This window comes from Micromonospora sp. WMMD754, assembly GCF_049315235.1.
Classification (GTDB): domain Bacteria; phylum Actinomycetota; class Actinomycetes; order Mycobacteriales; family Micromonosporaceae; genus Micromonospora; species Micromonospora sediminicola.
Window position 1 is genome coordinate 3,127,319 of the sequence record NZ_CP186058.1, and the last position, 17,076, is coordinate 3,144,394.

The 17,076-nt window shown below is 66.4% G+C and carries 9 protein-coding genes; 3 read left to right on the top strand and 6 right to left on the bottom strand.

What is annotated here, in order from left to right; translation table 11 throughout:
- Positions 1 to 39: 39 nt before the first annotated feature.
- The gene (locus ACN27B_RS15255; RefSeq protein WP_422745583.1) at positions 40 to 3,114 is read right to left on the bottom strand and encodes a DUF3427 domain-containing protein; all 3,075 of its coding nucleotides are present in this window, start codon (positions 3,112 to 3,114) and stop codon (positions 40 to 42) included.
- A gap of 461 nt (positions 3,115 to 3,575) precedes the next feature.
- Between ACN27B_RS15255 and ACN27B_RS15260 the strand changes: the two genes are divergently transcribed.
- The 3 genes from ACN27B_RS15260 (at position 3,576) to ACN27B_RS15270 (ending at position 6,409) form a co-directional block, all read left to right on the top strand.
- Entirely contained in the window at positions 3,576 to 3,719 is a 144-nt protein-coding gene (locus ACN27B_RS15260) for a hypothetical protein (RefSeq protein ID WP_422745585.1), read from the top strand.
- 57 nt (positions 3,720 to 3,776) lie between these two features.
- Positions 3,777 to 4,421 carry a restriction endonuclease subunit S gene (locus tag ACN27B_RS15265; protein ID WP_422745982.1) on the top strand — a complete coding sequence of 215 codons (645 nt, stop codon included), beginning with the start codon at positions 3,777 to 3,779 and terminating at the stop codon, positions 4,419 to 4,421.
- Positions 4,422 to 4,648: 227 nt separating this feature from the next.
- The gene (locus tag ACN27B_RS15270; RefSeq protein WP_422745587.1) at positions 4,649 to 6,409 is read left to right on the top strand and encodes an N-6 DNA methylase; all 1,761 of its coding nucleotides are present in this window, start codon (positions 4,649 to 4,651) and stop codon (positions 6,407 to 6,409) included.
- Positions 6,410 to 6,637: 228 nt separating this feature from the next.
- Here the strand turns inward: ACN27B_RS15270 and ACN27B_RS15275 are convergent, their stop codons facing one another.
- Genes ACN27B_RS15275 through ACN27B_RS15295 form a run of 5 tightly spaced genes read right to left on the bottom strand, consistent with a single transcriptional unit; the run spans position 6,638 to position 17,073 of the window.
- Entirely contained in the window at positions 6,638 to 8,749 is a 2,112-nt protein-coding gene (locus ACN27B_RS15275) for a UvrD-helicase domain-containing protein (RefSeq protein WP_422745589.1), read from the bottom strand.
- Positions 8,750 to 8,760: 11 nt separating this feature from the next.
- Positions 8,761 to 9,552: a DISARM system phospholipase D-like protein DrmC gene (drmC, locus tag ACN27B_RS15280; RefSeq protein WP_422745591.1), complete on the bottom strand. Its 792-nt coding sequence runs from the start codon at positions 9,550 to 9,552 to the stop codon at positions 8,761 to 8,763.
- Positions 9,549 to 11,396, bottom strand: coding sequence for a DrmB family protein (gene drmB / locus ACN27B_RS15285; protein ID WP_422745593.1), 1,848 nt, complete (start codon positions 11,394 to 11,396; stop codon positions 9,549 to 9,551). Before drmB ends, drmC begins: the two co-directional genes overlap by 4 nt.
- Positions 11,393 to 14,971: a DISARM system helicase DrmA gene (drmA, locus tag ACN27B_RS15290; RefSeq protein ID WP_422745595.1), complete on the bottom strand. Its 3,579-nt coding sequence runs from the start codon at positions 14,969 to 14,971 to the stop codon at positions 11,393 to 11,395. The genes drmB and drmA overlap by 4 nt, the downstream gene beginning before the upstream one ends.
- Positions 14,968 to 17,073: a GmrSD restriction endonuclease domain-containing protein gene (locus ACN27B_RS15295; RefSeq protein ID WP_422745597.1), complete on the bottom strand. Its 2,106-nt coding sequence runs from the start codon at positions 17,071 to 17,073 to the stop codon at positions 14,968 to 14,970. The genes drmA and ACN27B_RS15295 overlap by 4 nt, the downstream gene beginning before the upstream one ends.
- Positions 17,074 to 17,076: the final 3 nt, after the last annotated feature.

A 17,076-nucleotide genomic window follows, 5' to 3' on the forward strand; every position in this document is an offset into this window, starting at 1 on the left:
TGCCTCTGCGATGCCTTTCGAGCTGAGTCGTTGGTGATATCAGGCGGCGATCGCCCGGGCGGCGGCGTACATGTCGGCGGGGAGGGGGTGCCGCAGTTCCCAGAGGACGCGCATCGGCCGATCACCGCTGTGCTCCTGGTAGGTCATCGGTCCGGCATACAGGTAGGGCGGTGCGCCCAGGTCGCGGTCGGCAACCCGGGTCTCCCGCACGAACAGGTGCACCGTCGTCCCCCGCGCCACATGGTCGACATACCGCTGCCCGGTCGCCGACGTCGCCGCCGTCGTGCTCTGCGACTCCCACTGGAACAGCCGATCGGTGATGGCCCGGTCCGCGTACATGGTGGTGGGGGAGTAGTGCTCCTCGGACTTCACGAGCGTGACGAAGAAGAGGTCCGCCTTCTCGTCCGGCAGCCACTTCACGCCCTCCCGCAGCGAGCCCGGGTTCGCCATGCCGAAGGCCGCGCACGCCTCGTTACGGCTGTAGCGGGCGTGCACCCGCAACGGCACCCGCTCCGAAGCCGGGCGGTCGGTGACCCGGTGGATCCGATCGCGCAGCACCTCCGCGACCTGCCGTAGCTCCGCGCAGCGCGCCGGCTCGGCCCAGAGCCGCTTGAGCCGGGCGTCGCGTTCGGCCAGCGGCACCGACGGGCCCCACAGGCTGAAGTGCAGCATGTCGAGCAGCCGTCCGGCGGCGGGGTGCCGACCGGATGCCACCTGGCTGATGAGGTCCAGCCGATCGACGTCGTCGATGTGCAGCATCCGACCGACAGCCCGTCCGAGGTCACGATCGTCCGGGCCCCCCGGGGCCGCGTCGAGCCCGGCGAGACGCCGAAGCCCCGCCCAGCCGCCCACGGTCGCCGACCGGTACACGTCCTCGATCTCCAGCCCGGTCTCCCGCAGGAAGTCGGACAGGCTGACGTCACCGAGCTGCCGCAGCTCACCCATCAGCGCGTTCTTCGATGTCGGCAGCGCCGACCTCAGGTTGGCGAGCACGATGTCCTTCGCCACCCGGTCCAGCTCGATGTGGCAGCCGCTCGGCAGCGACGGGAAGTCCTCCCGGACGGCCGCCTCGACGGATCGCCGGCTCACCCCGGCCAACGCTCGCCAGCGTAGGTCGAAGCGGAAGTTGGCGTGCTGGCCGCCGATGAAGTCGAGCACGGTCAGGCACGGCTTGTCGTCGTCCAACCGCAGCCCTCGGCCGAGCTGTTGCAGGAAGATCGTGGCGCTCTCGGTGGGCCGCAGCATGAGGATCGTGTCGACCATCGGTAGGTCGACACCCTCGTTGAACAGGTCGACAGTGAACAGCACCCGCAACTCCCGCTTGCGGAACAGGTCGATCAACGTGTGCCGCTCGCCCCGATCAAGCGTCGACGTCACCGCCGCCGCCGGCACGCCGTGTTGCGTGAACCAGTCGGCCATGAACTCGGCGTGCCCGATGCTGACGCAGAAGCCGAGCGCCCGCATCCGCCCCACGTCGGCGATCCGGTTGACCGCGTGCAGGATCAGCCGCGCCCGCGCGTGGTTGCCGGTGTAGACGCCATCCAGGTCGGCCTTGTCGTAGCCCTGCCCGCGCTTCCACCGCACCCGCGCCAGGTCCACCTCGTCGTGCAGCCCGAAATACTGGAACGGCGCCAGCAACTGCCGCTCCAACGCCTCCCACAGGTGCAGCTCCACCGACGCGCGGCCGTCGAACCACCGGCGCACGTCGCCGCCGTCGCTCCGGTCGGGCGTCGCGGTCAACCCCAGGAGCACGCGCGGCCGAAGCCGCTCCAACAGGCTTGTGTACGTCGGCGCCTCGGCGTGGTGGAACTCGTCGACGATCACCATGTCGTACGCCTCGGGGTTGATCTCCTGCCGGTGCAGCGACTGGATCGACGCGAAGACGTGTTTCCACCTGTCCGGTCGATCGCCGCCCACCAGGGTCTCGCCGAAGGTGCCGTCGCCCATCACCTGGCGGAACACGGATCGGCTCTGCCGGAGAATCTGTTCCTGGTGGGCGACGAAGAGCAGCGAGTCAACCTGCCCGGCCCGATGCAGCCGGCGGTAGTCCAGCGCCGCCACCACCGTCTTGCCGGTGCCGGAAGCCATCACCACCAGGTTCCGCCACCGCCCGTGCACCAGCCGCTCGGCGTCGAGGTCGTTCAGGACCTCCTGCTGGTACGGGAACGGCCGGACATCCAGGTTCGCGATCTCGGTCGGCGCCTCGTCGCTGCGCTCCCCGCGCAGCGCGACGCGCAGCCGCTCGGAGTCCCTCGCCGGGTCGTACGTCTCGAACGCCGAGTCGTTCCAGTAGTCGGCGAACGTGGCCTCGAACGTGTCGATGACGTGCGGCTGCTCCAGGTTCGAGATGCGCACGTTCCACTCCACGCCATCCACCAGTGCGGATTTTGAGAGGTTCGACGAGCCGACATACGCGGTAGTGGTGCCGTTGTAGCGGCGAAACAGCCATGCCTTGGCGTGCAGGCGCGTGGTCCTGGTCTCGTACGAGACCTTGATGTCGGCGCCTAGCGCGGCGAGCCGGTCGAGGGCCCGCTGGTCGGTCGCGCCCAGGTACGTCGTGGTGATGACCCGCAGCCGGCCGCCGCGGGCGATCATGTCGCGGATCGCCGGCTCGATGATGCGGAGGCCGTGCCACTTGATGAACGCACAGAGAAGGTCGACCTCATCGGCTGAGGCCATCTCGTGGGTGACCTCGTGGCCGATGCGGGGCTGGTGGCGGCCGTTGACCAGCAGCGCGCCGGTGGAGAGCGGGGTGGTGGGGCGTACCGGGAAGATGGGCGCGGCGGGCGGAGTGGGCGGGGCGGCGATGGCATGCAGCAGGCGCTGCGCGTCGGCGACCTGGCCGTCGGCGCCGGCGGCGCGCGGCTGGGCCTCTGCGATGCTTCCCGCGATCCGGTTGGTCAGCTCGACCTGGCGGGCGAGCTTGTCGTCGCCACCGCCGACGGCGAGCAGGGCGCGGCGGGCAAGGGTCGCGATGTGCCGGGTGAGTACGTCGTGCGCATTGGCCGCGTCGAGCTTGTCGTGCTGGACCAGGGCGGCGTCTACGTGCTGGAGCCGCTCGGCGAGGTGCTGGGTGATCAGGTGCTCGTAGATCCCCCGCTCAAGATCCGTCACGTGCCGATCCTATTTGCTCAGCCAGCCAAGGATGTAACCAGCAGTCTGGGAACAGGCAGGGTGCTTCAACTGTCCAATACGGATTCTAGAAGCGGGTTATTGCATCCCCGAGCTGACCAAACGAGGCGAAAGACGACAAACCCCTCCAGCCTGCCGTCGGCGCGCGCCGGGGAACATTCGCGAAGCTAGCTACGCAACGTCCCATGTGGTACGTTGGCGGAGCGAGGGAACAGAGAATCGTCTATCGCCGGCTGAGCCAGGCGACTCCTCAGACGCTGCGCTGATCTCGCGGCTGATGAACCGCCGTACCGCCCCGCGTGGTTTGGACGCCCGGCAGGGCGGTACGGCTCGACCCGCCCCGCCGAGACGGGGCAAGAAGGGAGGCTCCCATGAGGATCGCCGACTCCTATAATGCATGGCCCCGCCCGAGACGCGCTAGGAGGGGCATACCCACGATAGCTGTGATCGTCATCGTGATCCTCTCGTTCGCGGCAGTGGCCGGCCAGTACTGGACACCGCTGGCCCTGATCAGCGCAGCGATCTTGACGGTCCTCATCGAGGAACTCGTACGGCTAGCCCTTCGACGTTGGGTCCGGCTGGTCTGACTGTGAAGGATGGGCCGCAGCATATTGGTGCGGCCCATCCTTCGAAATGATCTGCTTATGTTTGGTAGACAGAAGGGCACTGATGTGAGCGGCGGCAACCACTTTAGACAGGTGAAAAGTATCCCGCTTGCAGAGCTTGCCACGGTGACGGCAGGCCCCTCCGGATCCTTGCTTGAGAATCTCCATGATGGACCTGAGGGGGTGCCAGTTTTGGCGCCCGCCAACTTCACTGAGAATCATGATGTGAATGGGCGAGGGCTGCGCCGTATTCCAAAAGCGGACATGAAAAAGCTCGCGAGATTTACGTTGAAGGATAGCGATCTAGTGGTTGTCCGACAAGGCGCTATCGGACGTCTTGCCGTAATAGGCGTAGAGCAGTCTGGTTGGCTGTACAGCTCATCGTGCTTGAGGGTCAGGACTAGAGGGAGGATCGTCTCACCACGGTACTTGGCATACTATTTGTCACATCCGGCGGTTCGCAAGGACTTGATGGATCGCGCCCTTCCTGGCACGGTGACCTCTATCAACACAAGCGTGTTGAACGAGCTAATGGTCGCGGTTCCCTCGCTCTTACAGCAAGACCAGATCGTCGAGGCACTAAGAAGCGTCGACGATGAGATTGCGACCCATCAAGCTATGGCCGAGCGTTTACGGAGTCTCAAGCCCGCCATCCTTGATAAGCTAACCGGAAGATCTGAGTAATGCGTAGAACAACGAGCGCCGAGATTTCCCAAAGCCTTTTCCGTGCAGCGGATTTAATGCGAGGCGTAGTAGATGCCTGGGACCAGGTCCGAATCATCTCGCTGCTTCTTGTGCTCAAGTGGTCGTCTGATCGGCCGGGGATCTTTCAGGTACCCCAGGCGGCAAGATGGCCGGACCTAGTTCTATCTGCTGGCGCAAATCCGCACCATGCTGTAGAAACCGCACGGTTGCGTTTGCAGCAGGGGAATCCAGACGTATTTAATGAAGTTCTGGACGCGGTCGATGCTTCGAAGAGACTGGATTCCGGCAGTCTGGCATCAATGATTGAGGCATTTGACGGAATTCCTACGGGGCCTGAGGATGTAGAATTTCCGGATACTGTCGGTCGGGCTTACGATCAAGTTCTGACCTGGCTGGCTGAAAGGTCGGGGAAGAAAGGCGGAGAGTTCCATACTCCCCGCTCGGTTTGCCAGCTGCTGGTGCGCTTGATTAACCCAGAAGCGGGCCAGGCTGTCTGTGACCCCTTTGCTGGTACCGGAGGAACGCTACTGCAGTCCCGGCAATATGTTAGTGAGAACAGCGGAGGCGAAGCGTCGTTAGCGCTTTTTGGGCAAGAGATCAACATGTTGACGTGGGCTACTGCCCGAATAAACCTCATGTTGCATGGGCTTGCGAATGGCTCGTTGCTCCGAGGCGACACACTTGCTGATCCGCTGCACAAGTCTACCGAAGGCACCCTCCTTCGTTTTGATCGAGTGCTGACTAATCCGCCGTTCGGCATGAACTATGCCGGGAGTAGGATTCGATACCCCGAACGAATGAAGTACGGGTGGGCCCCCGGTCAGGGAAAAAGGGCTGACCTAATGAGTCTGCAGCATGTGCTTGCGGTGCTGAAGCCAGATGGTATAGGGGCTGTCGTGGCACCGCACGGAGTGCTTTTTCGCGGCGGTGCAGAAGCAGGGGTTCGGCGGGCAATACTTGAAGATAACCGTCTCGAAGCGGTTATCGGGATCGGCCCAAATGTCTTTCATGGCACCGCCATCCCTGCATGCATCCTCGTTGTGCGTGGGACCGGAGCTCCCGCCGACGGTGGCCAAGGGCCAGTTCTCTTCATCAACGCCGAGCAGGAAATCACGACTGGGCGTAGCCAGAATAAGCTAGACCCCCAACATGTGGAAAAGATAGCCCGAACATTTCGGTCGAAACTGGAGATTACTGGATTCTCCCGACTGGCATCCCTGGCAGAGATTGCGGACAATGAATTCAATTTGAATATCGGCAGGTATGTCGAAAGCGGTCCCGTCGGCGAGGTTCCGGTCGATATTTCCGCAACCCTGTACGGTGGAGTCCCTCGAGCAGAGGTTGAGGCAATAGGACCATGGTTTAAGGCGTTCGACATTGACATTGCCCAACTGTTCCAGTCCCGGGGATCCGGTTGCCTTGATTTTCTTGATGGGGAGTATGAGGAAACTGCGAGCAGAATCAGGGAAGCCGCGGCCCCTCGAGAGCGTGCCATCACGGAAAAATGCCACGAATGGTGGGAGACTGCGGCCACGTTGATCATTGAACTCGCGGGGAATAGGCGTCTAATGACGGCTAGGGAAAAGCTACTCGCCTCGTTTTGCACCAAGCTCCTCCCCGTTGGTGTCCTAAATCGCGATCAGCTAGCGGGAGTCTTCGCCATCTGGTGGTCTGATCACCACGACGATCTTCGGCGGCTGGACTATTACGGTTTAAAGGCGGCGCATGCGCAATCCTCAGGCGCGACGCCAAGCGGCGGTGATCTCCTTACTTCCCTAGTCGAGGATCTTTGCGCACGGGTCGAAAATCTCGTAGGGCGAGAACGGCAGGCGCTGGAGGAGAAATGCCGGGCATGGTTTGTTCGCTATGGAGTGTCACTCGCAGATCTTGAACAGCAATGCGAGGCGGCAGCTATGCGCCGCAAGGCACGTTTGAAGGATCTTGGTTTCGGGACACTTCGAAGTTGAGCGGGGTCGATGGCGCGGCCTGGCCCGGACGTGAGGGCTCGCAGCCGCGCCGTCTGATCACCGTCCTATCCAGTCACCGTTGAGCCGGTCGAGCCGGTCGGCCCGTCGGCTGACGTCGGCGCCGGGAGTGCTGCGCCGGACGTCGCTGGCCGACCCGCCCACTGCTACGCGCTCCCTTGAGGACGGAGAGTCGCCGCGCGTTGCCGGCATCGTGACTGGGAACTCTGGCTATCGGAGCCCATCGACTGGCAAGAATGGACTCGGCTGTCCAGTCCAGGAGATGCGCAGCGCGTCCCGTGCTCGGGTGCAGGCGACGAAGAACAGCGAACGCTCGCGCATCTGGTCCTGACGGTGTCGAGCGGCATCAGCCCGGGCGGGCGTCAAGGCGCCGGCGAGGGGCATCATCTCGGCGCTCGCTCCCTGGACGGCCACGCAACGGAACTCCAACCCCTTCGCCCGGTGCATCGTCATCACCTGAATCGCCTCCGGGCGGCCGCGGCCGGCGCTCTTGAGCCGGACTGTATGGAGGCCCTCCGCTGTCAGCACCCCAACCGCTTCCTCGGACTGCCGCTTGGTACGGGAGAGCACCGCAATGTCATGAGGCTGCACTCCGGACTCCAACCAAAGACGTACCGCAGTGACCAGGTCTCGCAGCTCCGCGTCCCGATTGTCGAAGCCGTCCAGGTCGGGGCTGGGTCCGCGGAGGGGTGAGTGGTAGCCGGCCATGCTGTCCAGGCCGCCGTCGAAATTGTCATACGTCTCGGCACCCAGAAGCCGGGTGGAGAGTTGGAGGATCTCCGCCGTCGTACGGTAGCTGACAGTCAGCCGGTGCGCGCGGCCCCGTACCTCGATTCCGAGTCCGCTGAGGGTGACGCGGTTGTCGTAGATCCGTTGATGGGCGTCTCCCACGATAAACAGGTCGTCCGGCCCCGGTGGCACGGCGGCTCGCAGCAGTCGCCACTGCACCGGATGCAGATCCTGGGCCTCGTCGACGAGTATGTGCGCGTACCGGCTCGGGACCGTCCCGCTCGTGAGCAGCCGGATGGCCTGTGCGGCCACCTGAAGGATGGTCGGCACGCCAGCCCTCAGCCTGTCGAACTCCTCGACGGCGCGCCATACGGCCTCGCGATCCGTCCTGCTGAGTCGCACTCCCCGGCCGTTGCGGGTGGCGCCGAGATAGGCCGGCAGATCGGCAAGGTCCTGGGCGAGGATCACCTGCCGCCACTCGTCGCGCAGAAACTCCGGACTGAACCGGCCCTGACCGGCTCGGGTCCGCTGTGTCACCGAGCCCCAGAGCTTCATCTCCTCCCGGTCGAGAAGAACCTCAGTCGGGGCCTGCCCGGCCTGTCTGGCCACCGCATGGGCCATCGCGTCGACCGTGCTCACCTGGATCCGCTCGGCGAGCTGACTTCCACCCAGCACCCCCAGCGCGGAGCGCAACTCCTCGGCGAGGGTGGTGGTGAAGGTGGTCAGCAGGATCTCGGCGTCGGGATGCGTTCGTGCCAGGTGCTGTGCGCGATGGATAGCCAGCACCGTCTTGCCGGTGCCGGCTCCACCGGTGACCCGGACGGGCCCACGGTACGAGTGACGGTAGGCGATGCTGCGCTGTTGCGGGTGCAGGAAGGTGCGCCAGAGGTCGAAAGGTTGGTCCAGTGCTTCCCGCAGCGTCGCGTCATCGACCGTGACCAGGAAGTTGCTGGCGCTCGCCGGGCGGGCCAGTGCGGCGTCGATGTCCTCCACGTCGACCTGTTCGGGGAGAGCACCGCCGGTGATCTGGTCGAGTACCGCGTCGGAGTCCATGCCGGCGAGCAGCAGGCTGACCGCCTGCTGCTGGAGCTCGGGGAGGGCTGGCAGGTAGGACAGCAACTGGGCCTCGTTGCTGATCAGCCGAAGCATGGGCAGGTAGACGTCGTCGACGCCGACCGCTTGGAGGGTGGCATCGGAGATGCCGTCCAGCAGTGCGCCGGTGGACGGTACGGGAGCCGGCGTCGGCGAGATCTGTTCAACCGAGGCCACGTCGATGATCTCCAAGGCGCCATGCGTCGCGTTGACCTTGAAGACATGACGAGGTGCCCACCGGTCCGCCTCGTCGTGCGTGACGATCCGGGTCAGCACGTACGTATCGCCCGTCTCCGGCGCAAGCACCAGTCCGCGCCAGAACTCGTCGACGCGAACTGTCCGTAGCCGTGGATCTCGGGCGTTGGTCAGCTTTTCTAGGTGGATGCCGGCGAACGTGTGGGCCTGGAACTTCTCGAAGAGGGCGTCGACCTTGTCCCGGATTGGTTTCGTCAGCTTCGCGTAGTCGCGCATCGCGTCCTTGGCGACCGCCAGAGCGGGCATGGGTACCTCCGTCAGTTCGGGTTCGGCGTGACGGGCACGAAGACGGCGTCGGCGATCAGTGCGGCGAAGTGGTCACGCAGTCGGGCAGGAACGTCACCGCCGACGATCCGCACGCCCAGTTCGACATTGGCGTCGAAGGCGTGTCCGGAGAGGTTGGCGCTTGTCAAAAAGGCGCTGTGGCGGTCGGCCACGATGCCTTTGGCGTGCATGGACGGGGGAGATCCCAGGCGGGGCCGTCGGCCTGGATCCCAGACGTAGAACTCCGCACGCAGGTCCCCAAGTGCGTTCAGGGCCGGCGTGTGCAGGGTGCCACCCTCGGCGCGAGTGGTCTCGACGAGAACCCTCACTCGTACGCCTCGCTCGACGGCAGCGCCCAACGTGGCCATGATCCGTGGATCGGTGTGGGCCGAGTAGGTCAGCACCAGCAGCTCATGACGCGCCGCCACGGCCACGCTCTCGAACGCCTGCCGGGTGGCCCGGAGCGGAACATGTCGGCTCTGCGGACCGGTGACCACCGGTTCGACCCGGAGGGTCGCCCGTTCGGCGGTTGCCGCCTCGTATGCGCTGGCCAGCATTCCCGCCACCGCCATGCCGGTGACGGCCGTCGAGTCCCGCCATGCCCTGAAGAGTTGGTCCACCTCCGCCCGGATAGCGGGCGTCCGCGCCGCTACGGCGCGCAGTGCGCCGAGAGCCAGCTGGTCGGCGGTGGCTCTGGGCGCGAGGGCATCGGTGAGCGCCACCAGCACCTGTTGATGAGGACTGGCCCGGCCCACCGCCACGACCGCCTCGACCAGCTCTTTCATACAGTCGGGAAGAAAGCACTCTTCCCGCCTCCAAAAGTGGGGACGAGCAGCTTTCGGTCGAGGAAGCGATTCCCCCGTTCACAGGACGTCTCGGCGGCGAAGAGACAGGCGTGGCAGGCGGCCCCGTGGACGGTCCGGTCGGTGTCCGGGCGGTGTTCCGCGCACATGGGGTCCGAGGAGCAGAGGCCGGCGTCCCGCAACGCCTGCTTGAGCACCAGCGTCAACATCTCGGGTTCGGCGAGCCGTACCAGGCCCCCGAGGGTGCCCTCGCTGTCGGGAGCGGCGGTGTACAGCAGCACACCGGCCATGCCCTCGCGGGCGTAGATCCGCTCCCGGATGCCGCTGGCGCTGTATCCACACTCAAGTGCGAAGGCCCGGATCAATGCATGGGCCAAGGTATGTAGGAGGGTGTAGCGCGGTGGCCGCCAGTCCTCGGTCGCGTCGACACTGCGTTGCCCACACCACTGTCGGTGTCCTTGCCGCAACCGGAGGATTGCCTCGTGACCGACGACCTTGCTCTCCCACGCGGCGACGCGCTCTTCCGGCAGGCGGAGGAAGACGCCCTCGCCGCGGGTCTCGGCACAGGGCACCCATGTCGGAGCGGAATTGGACAGCGGAGCAAACCTAAGACCAGCGTCGTAGCGGCCGTCCCCGAGTTCATTCGGAGCGACGATCCGGGTGAAGCCGAGTAGCGCAGAGACCTCCCGAAGACGGGTCACCGCCAGCACCTCGGTCAGCTCGCCGCGCCACTCCGACGCCACCGGGCGGGGCTCGATACGGAAGTCGGGATGGTCCTTGGGTGCGCGCCGGTGGTCCGTGAACACCTCCCACTCCGGTGTCAGCACGTCCGACGCGTCGTCCGTCGGCGCAGGCGTGCTCCTATCCCGGTACCGCGTGATCGCCGCGAAGATCTCTGAGTCGCTGGCGGCGCCGAAGCCGATGAACTTCTCGGGTGCGAACGCGCGCGCCCCAGACACCTGCTCAACACTCCGGAGGCCACCCAACTGAGCCCAGTGCTTTTCGACCTCGATAAGCAGATGGTCCTCGGCCTCCGGGATCGACACGACCGCCACCTTGAACGGGAACCACAGGTTCGAGGCTCCCAGACCGATCGCCCTCGGCGGTACGGTGCAGCCGGGCTCGAAGGACCGCAGGTGTGGATGCCGACCCCGGCAGCGCGGCAGATGCTTCCCGGCGTCCCGGCTGAACGCGGGCGCCATGCTACGCCGGGCATTGCAGCTTACGCAGGTGACGAAGACACTGGCCGCGTCGCCGGAGACGCCTCGCTCGCCGAACTGGAGGAGCGTCTTGCCGCAGCTGGCGCCCTTGTGGACGTAGTAGTCCCAGGGGAAGTCGTCCAGGTGCCCGGCCTCGCAGGCGAGCATGAACCGCACCGGCATCGCCACCGGTGCCTTCCCCTTGGCGATCGAACAGTTTTCGTGGACCACCCGTACGAGGTCGGGGCGGCTCGGGTTGGCACGGAGTTTGAACAGGGTGCTCTCGATCGGCCCGAGGTAACGGCAGTAGGGGCAGCGCAGGAATCGTGGGAAGACTTCGACGGGAACCCCGACCCGGGTCCACTCGCCGAACATGTTGCCGTTCTCCTCCGGCACGTACGGCGGCAGCCGCAACGTGCTGACCTGCGCCCCCGCCCGCGCCTGAACTGCACTGAGCAGGCGGGGCTCGCTGATCGCTTCGGTGTGCGAGACGTCCCACTCGTCCAGCCCCATCACCAACGCGGAGAAACGGGGCAGGTCGACGATGGAGCCGATACCGAAGGTGTGCTGGAGCTGGCTCGGCCGTAGCTCACCGACCCGGTTGATCCGGGGGCCCTTGCCCTTCACCCGGCAGTCTCCTCGTCACTCTCGTCGTCGGGTTCGAACGATGCCGCCTCGAACAGCGTCGGCGCCTCGTCGGTCGGCCGCCGGTATGGATTCTCCCGCTCGTTGCCGAGGGGGCCACCGCCGTCGCGGATCAGCAGTCGGATGCCCGGCTCTACGTTGCGCAGCGAGGTGGGACAGGTCCACTCGGTCCACGATCCGGTGTCCGGCTCGGCGAGCAACCCCACGGTCCTGCCGTCCGGCATGGCCTTGTATCCCAGCTGTTGATACTTCGTCGATGCCCGTTCGGCCCAGCGGTCGAGCGTCCGGTCGAGTCTGGCCCGTACGAGGTCGGCGGCCGAGGTCTGTCCCGTCACTGTTGCCGCCCGATTCACCACCGATTCCACCAGCTCCGCGACTTCCGTCGCATACCGGTCCACGCGCTCGGCATCCCGGTTGGCGTTCCAGGTCGCGTCGTGCTGCCGGATCAGGCTGGTCAGCACGGCGGTGAGCCCCCGGTCCAGCGCGCGGTCGGCGAACGGGGTCACCGACAGCGCCTCCACATGTCGGTAGGCGGAGCTGTGGAAGTGTTCGAACGTCTCGTAGTGCGACAGGTCGCGCGGCCGGGCCCAGTTGAAGGCGGTGAAGACGAGACCGGGCGAGGCGCGGCCCACTCGGCTGGTGGCCTGGATGTACTCGGCCGCCGACTTCGGTTGCCCGGCGACGACCATCAAGCCCAGCCGCGAAATGTCCACGCCGACGGAGATCATGTTGGTGGCCAGCAGCACGTCGACCGGCAGCACGTCCGGTGCCTTCTTGCTCCGGTGGGCCGGCACCGCGACCTCCAGCCGCCGCAGGATCTCGGGGATCTCGCTGGAGTGCAGCCGGGAGGTGAGTTCGGCGACGTCTGGTTTGTCTCGCCTGGCGAGGCCGAGCTGCCGAGCGTCGTACAGGCGAGTCGCCACGTCATCGTCCACCACGCGGCGCATGCCGCCCAGTTCACGTAGTGAGCCGAAGTAGCCAACCATGGTCATGTAGGCGTCGGTGCCAGCCTGTTCGCCGTACCTTTCGTGTAGCAGTTGGGCCGCGGCCATCCCGGCGACGTAGAGCCGGATGAGTAGCGCCTTGAACTTGCGACCGTGCGCGCAGACTCCCACGTAGCGACGGCCCGGCAGCTCGCTCACGGGTCGGGTCCGGGCGAAGAAGGAGTTCCGCGAGTCGGTGCCGGGGGGCGGGAAGATCGCCAGTTGCCGGGTAAAGACGCCGTTCACCTGGGCCGCCGCGCCGCGGACGGTTGCTGTCGAAGCGATCACCATGGGTCGTACCGCGTTGGCACCCGGGATGTCGGGCCGCCAGGTGGCCAGCTCGTCGACCACGGTCTCGTAAAGGCCGACAAGAGAGCCGAGCGGTCCTGAGATGAGATGCAGCTCATCCTGCACGATCAGGTCTGGCGGTCGGAGCACGCCGACCGGTTCGACGTGGGCTGCCGGCTGACGTCCGGAGGGTCGATGCTCTTCCGCTTCACAGCCGATGGTCTCTGGCGTGCGGTAGCCGTGCCGGCTGCACCGGCCGGTGACCTTGCCGAAGAGCGCCTGCACCGAGCCGCGCCAGGGCAGTTGAGCGAACTTGTCGACGGTGGCGATGACGAAGGCGGGCAGCAGCCGGTAGACCTCCTCGTCGACCACGACCACCGGTAGTCCCTCGCCGGGGCTGCGACGAAGGGTGAAGGGGCAGCGGCCGGTGGCGTCAGCGCAGGAGACGATGGTCCGGCCACGGACCAGGTCGACCTCGATGTTGCGCTCGGCGGTCAGTCCAGTACCACACCACGGACACGTGGTCAGCTGGTGTGGCGAGCCTTGACCACCGCCTCCAGGACGGCCCTTGAGCTGGCCGCGGGCCTCCTTCACCGCGTCGCTCGCGGCCTCGGTGCGGTTGGGGGTCACGGTGCCGCCGACCCAGAGACCCAGCCGGAACGGGGTGCCTCCCCAGCGGGCCGGCTCCTCCCGCCGGAGTGTTTCGCAGGCACAGATCAGGGCCGCCGCCCGTTGGAACTGCTGCACGGTCAACAGCCGCAGGGTGTAACGCATCAGCACCGCCACGCCGTCCTCGGCGTACAGGCCGCCCAGGGTGGGCTTGCGCCGCCGGATCGCCATCGCGAAAGCCGCCAGGCCGAGGTATGCCTCCGTCTTGCCGCCACCGGTGGGGAACCAGAGCAGGTCGGCGATGCCACTGTCCGGGCGGCGGTTGCGGTGCATCGGGTCGGCCAGGGCGGGCAGCCCCATCAGCAGGAAGGCAAGCTGGAAGAGCCGCCAGGCCGGCCGGTTCTCAGCGTCCGCGGCGGCGAGAGCGTCGCCCAGCGACAGCTTCGGGTCAGCCCGCCGCTTGCCGGCCGCCATGGTGTGCAGCCGTTGCAGCCGCATGGCGCGGTTGGCGAAGCGGAATGCCGCTAGCGGTTCCGGGTCGGCCGGGTCGAGCAGCACCTTGATGCCCTCCCGGATCCGGGCGGCCGCCTTCCGACACTCGTCCAGGGCCAGCTCAGCATCGATCCGGAACCGATCCAGGGACGGGTCGGTGGCAGCCTCCTTGGCCCGCTCCTCGATCCACGCCTCGTACGCGTTGAGGATCGGCTCCAGCACCTCCCGCAGACGCGCCGGGTTCGCTTCGGCCAGATTCGCCATGTCCAGCTCGACCCCGGCCAGCCGTTCCTCGTCCTTCGGCCGGGTGGCGTCCGTGGCGGGCATCTCGTACCAGGGCATCGGATCGGTGCTGATCTCCACCGCCCGGGTGGGGTCGCCATCGGTGGTCCGAACCAGGACGCCGACCCCGTGCCCAACGGCGAAGGCCGGCGTGTGCCGGTAGCGCATGGCGAGGGTACGCAGCTCGCGGATGGCCGGGTCGGCGATGCGCTCGTCCGGCAGCGGCAACTCGCGGGGGCAAAAGGGAGCGGAACCCTTGGTGCCGCGCACCCGCAGGGCGCACTGGAAGACCCAGGTCGCGTTCATCATCTTGCCGCTGGGATCTGTAGTGTTGACCAGGAAGAGTGAGACGACCCACTGCCCGTCGTGCCGACGGACCCGACCCCGGATCACGACCTCCGGCTGCTCCTTGTCGATTTCGAAAGGCGCGATCTCGCCCTCGATCAGCGTGAGTGGTGCTGTGCCGCCACGTTGTTGACGCCGCCACACCAGCGGCTGGCTGCCGTCGTCAAGCGGGGTGCTGGCGTGGTCCCGCACGTACCGGCCCCACTCCGCCTCGACGATCAACTGCGTCTCGGGAGCGGCGACCGCGAAGCTCATCCCCATCGAGGAGGGATAGAACGACGGGACGGCCGGTGGGGTGTCGGTCCCGGCCTCGTCGTCGCCGGAGGGGTCTCCCTCCTCGGCGAGGCCGTCCAGGGCCGCCGGATTTACCAGGAGACCGGCGGGGGCCAGGCAGCCGACCGGGTATCGGTCGCGCAACAGGACCTGCCGGCCCCCGGGCGGCCCGGCGATCTCCTCTGCGGGGTCGGTCGGTCCCATCAGGTCGCGGCGGACGAGGTCGGCCAGCTTGTCGCGGATCTCCGCCCCGGTGGGTACGGCAAGTATAGGCGAGTCGGTCATCCTTCCTCCCCGTCCTCGGTTTTCCGCAGCTCGTCTCGGAGCGCGGCGAGCGGCCGAAGCCCGGCCGGCGTGTCGGCCAGCCAGTAGGCCCAGCCGTTCGTGCTGCTGCCGTGCGCCACGTCGCTCGCCCCTGAGGGGGAGTCGTACGGCAGGCCGTCGAACTCAATCCGGCCGTCGGTGAGAATGCGTGCCTCGACGTCGTCGGTCGGGTTGATCAGCACCGCCTCGACGGGCAACAGCCCGGCGTCGATCAGGTCGACGACCCGTACGCCGTACCAGGTCCTGGTCGGTGCTGGCACCTCGGTCGGCGTCCCGGCCTTCGGGTAGACCGGCGAGTACCCGGAGTCGGTCAAACGGTTGAAGGCGTCTCGCACCACCCCGGCCATCAGCTTGCGCCGCTGCGCGAGGAACGCGTCGTACGACAGCTCGGTCCATTTGTCGGGCAGGGCGTGCCAGCGCAGCTGCTCGTCCAGGGCCGCCTGGTGGAGGTTCTTCTGGCGGACCTGGTCGGGCCAGTACTGCGCGGGCGGCTGGTCGGAGATGGTGATGTTGTCATACCACTCAACCAATGCCATGTTGGCGATCTGGTTGATCTTCTTGGTGCCGGTGATGCCCTGCTTGCGCAGGTAGGCGCGGGGGAAGAGGTGGTGCCGCTCGATGCCCTTCTTCACGGTTACCGCCGGGTCCAGCCGGGCCCGCACCTTGCCGGTGGAGAGCAGCGCGTCCGCGTCGACGATGTTCAACGCCGCGATGTACGCCAGCAGCGCGGGCGACTTCGCTGCAGAGCTGTCCAGCTCGTTGGGGAGGCGGATCTCCCAGTAGTCGGTGGTGAGGGTGTCCTTCACGATCTTCGATAGCACCGCGACGAACCCGTCGGCGTCGCCCTCCGCGAGACCGTTGAACTGGGCCAGATCCCGCTCGACCTGGCTCTCGAAGGAACCGGAGTAGCGGCCCGTGGTGTGTGCCATGAAGAACCAGCGGGCCATCACCTCCCGCAGCCGGGCGATCGGGACCCGGTAGTCGACCCGCCCGATCAGCCAGATCGCGTACGAGAAGATGATCGCGTTCTCGCTTGAGATCATCTTCTTGCCGCGGAAGCCGGCGCGTTCCAGGCAGAGCAGGAACTCGTGCCAGTGGGTCAGGTTGAGCACGTGCTCCTGGGCTTGGGCGAGCTTGGCGAACTGGGCATCCCGCAGTTCCGGCGAGGGCTTGCCGGTCTCCACGTCCTTGCCACGCAGCAGGACGTAGATCTGCCTGAGCACCGCCCGCCGCATCGCGACCGCCACGGTGGCGCGCAGCAGCTGCGGCGGCTGCGGCTGGATGTACCAGTTGAACGGGGAGGCGCCGCCGAGGCTGGGCACCCGGCAGACCCGACAGAAGTCCTCCAGGTCCCGCCGGCCCTTCTCCCAGAAGACCGACATCAGGGTGAGGATGAAGTCGGCCTGGACCAGCGCTACACCCTCGCTGTTGATCCGTACGAAGATCTCGGCGACCTGCTCCTCGTCCGCCGCCGCGGACAGCTCAATCACCTTGAACGGATAGTGCTGGAGGTCGTAGAGGCGGTCGATCGCCTCCTCCAGGCGCTCCTCCTCGGCGTCGTCCACCTCCCGCCGGGCACTGAGGGTCTTCAGGTACGCCTTCGTGGTGGCCCGCTTGCCGCCCTGTTGCCAGAGCACGCTGATGTCCGGAATGAACTCCGGGTCCTTCTCGATGGCCGCGTCGGTGACGGCAAAAGTGGCATCGGTCGGACGGAAGGCGATTCGGATCCGCGACTCGGAGTAGTCGTCATGCAGCACCGTCGCCCCGGTCATCACTGCGAAGAGCGAGGTGAGGCGCTGCTGGCCGTCCACGATCAGGTGCGTGGGCACCGTCTTGACCGTGTCCACCCCGATCTGCCGGGCGCCGACCTCGGCACCGGTGTCCCAGAACAGCAGGTAGCCGACGGGGAAGCCCTTGTACATCGAGTCGAAGAGCGCCCGGACCTTGGTGGCCTGCCAGACGAAGGGGCGTTGAATGTCCGGCAGTGCGATCTTCCCCGTCTTGATCAGCTCGACCAGCAGGGAGACGGGGTAGGTGGTGTCTTTGTAGAGGGTTTCGGCCATGGC

Bases quoted from the DNA above. Each gene is read 5' to 3' on its own strand.
- ACN27B_RS15295 (WP_422745597.1), bottom strand. From the start codon at position 17,073: ATGGCCGAAACCCTCTACAAAGACACCACCTACCCCGTCTCCCTGCTG.
- ACN27B_RS15265 (WP_422745982.1), top strand. From the start codon at position 3,777: ATGTTTGGTAGACAGAAGGGCACTGATGTGAGCGGCGGCAACCACTTT.
- drmC (WP_422745591.1), bottom strand. From the start codon at position 9,552: ATGAAAGAGCTGGTCGAGGCGGTCGTGGCGGTGGGCCGGGCCAGTCCT.
- drmA (WP_422745595.1), bottom strand. From the start codon at position 14,971: ATGACCGACTCGCCTATACTTGCCGTACCCACCGGGGCGGAGATCCGC.
- ACN27B_RS15275 (WP_422745589.1), bottom strand. From the start codon at position 8,749: ATGCCCGCTCTGGCGGTCGCCAAGGACGCGATGCGCGACTACGCGAAG.